We start from the raw sequence: 1,878 nt of genomic DNA on the forward strand, positions 1-1,878 counted from the left end.
CACACCCACCCCAGCACGAGGCACAACCCGCCCCCGCACCGGCAACCCCACCGGGAACTCCAACCACGCATCCGCCGTGCCAGGAGGAGCCTCAAGAGATAGAACTCCGTGGACGTCAACAAAGCCCTCGTAGGGCGTGGAGAACAGCCGCATGTTCCCCGGAATCGGCTTCTGCGCCTTCGCCAACGCCTCGGCGAACGACACCGCCTGCATCGGATCGAAGCCGGCCGTCGGCTTACCCAACGCCACAGCGAACTCACGCCCCACCTCACCGGCACGCGCCGACGCGTCCGCAAGCGGCAGCCGGGAACTCGCGGCCACGAACTCCCGCACCAACTTCACGAACTTCGCACCATCCCGGTCAGCGAACCCGACCGCCTTCGCAAGCACCCGCGCCTGGGCCTCGAACGCCTTCCCCCGCATCACCGCCACACGCTCGGCCAGATGCGAAGCAACCACCTCCGCCGAAAAACGGACCTGCCCGACCTCCCGCAGGACCTCGCAAGAATCAAGCACCACCGAGAACGAACGGCCCTCCTTGCCCCCCGCACGAGAGGTCTCGTCCATCACGGCCCGGTCCAGCGTCTTCAAGAAGACCGGATCCGCCGCGATCAGTTCCGCGTAGTGCTTCGGCGACACGTAGACCTGGCCGTCGCCATTCGTGCCAAGTGCTGGTTCGGCCAAAGATGGCCCGAAAGCACGGGGGCTGCCATGAGACGTCGCGTAGAGGGTCAGATCACCCGCCCACGGCAGCGCCTGCGCATCACCGATGTACTTCCCGAGCTCTCCACTCGGGCCGTCCTTCGCCGGGCCCTGGAAGTAGCGCCAGGTCCCTGTGCTTCCAGCGTCGTGCCTCCGATACGTCCGCGCCAGATCCTGGGGGTAGAGGCCTATCAGGGCGGCATCGCCCTTTGGTGTCGCTGTCCAGCGGAAGAACTTGTCCATGCCTGCCGAGCCCACGTCCACTGTCGACGGCTCCCAGCTCTTGGCTAGCGCGATCGCGTGCGCGGCCCTCAAGTACCGGTTGTTCAGGCGGGACGACGCCAGCTTCAGAAGCTTGGATCGAATCTGCTCCCGGCTCTCGTACTTGAACGCCGACGGATTGTGCTCCGCCAGCATGTCGTACGCCTCCCCGACCCGATCGGAGAACTCATGCGTCCACGTCTTCAGTGCCGTCAGGCCGTCTGCCATGGTCGCGACGTAGAGATCGGCCGCTGCGAGGTCCTTACGGTCCCAGATGTCAGCCGCTACCCAGGCCATCTGGAGTTGCTCGTGGGACGTCAGGTTCTGGCCGAACTCCTGTGAGAGCTCCCGTGCGACCTTCTCGATGTCCTCCGGCTTCACCTTGCCCGAGCTCAGCGCACCCTGCAGCTTCTTCTTCGCCTCGTGCTCCATCCCACCGAGGTCACGCCGGAAGGCGTGCATGTCGCCCACGGTGTTCTTGACGAACTCCTCCTTGATCAACTCAGGCGCAAGGCCATCCTGTCGGTCGTTACCCGGCTCGTTGAGCGAGGGTTCCACCGAGGAGTCGGTGGCGGCTTCGGTCTTGGCGAAGTTGATGATCTGGTTGTGGTCGGCGCTCTTGAACGGCTGCTTGGCAGCCTCCGGCTTCAGGTTCAGCTCGCGCAGCGATTCGACCAGATCGTTCCTCAGCGGCTGCGGGGCGAGCTCCTTGCGGTGCAGTGTCCACGGCTTCACCTCGACTGACGACGCCGGCCGGATCTTCCCGTCAGTCATCACATGCGTCTGCGTCGACAGGAACTGACCCGTGAACGGCTCCAAGCCGGACACCACACCCGACGGAGTCACCACACCCAGACCCGTCAGCTCCGCCAACTCCTGTGCCAACGTGCCATGTTCACCGCCGAGCTTCCCGCA

At 65.1% G+C, this 1,878-nt stretch carries 1 protein-coding gene; it reads right to left on the bottom strand.

What is annotated here, in order from left to right; all coding sequences use genetic code 11:
* On the bottom strand, window positions 1-1,848 hold a 1,848-nt coding region (locus ABT342_RS38025; RefSeq protein ID WP_351584174.1), incomplete at its 3' end, for a hypothetical protein.
* Window positions 1,849-1,878: the final 30 nt, after the last annotated feature.

This window comes from Streptomyces sp. NPDC000410 (genome assembly GCF_040300305.1).
Classification (GTDB): domain Bacteria; phylum Actinomycetota; class Actinomycetes; order Streptomycetales; family Streptomycetaceae; genus Streptomyces.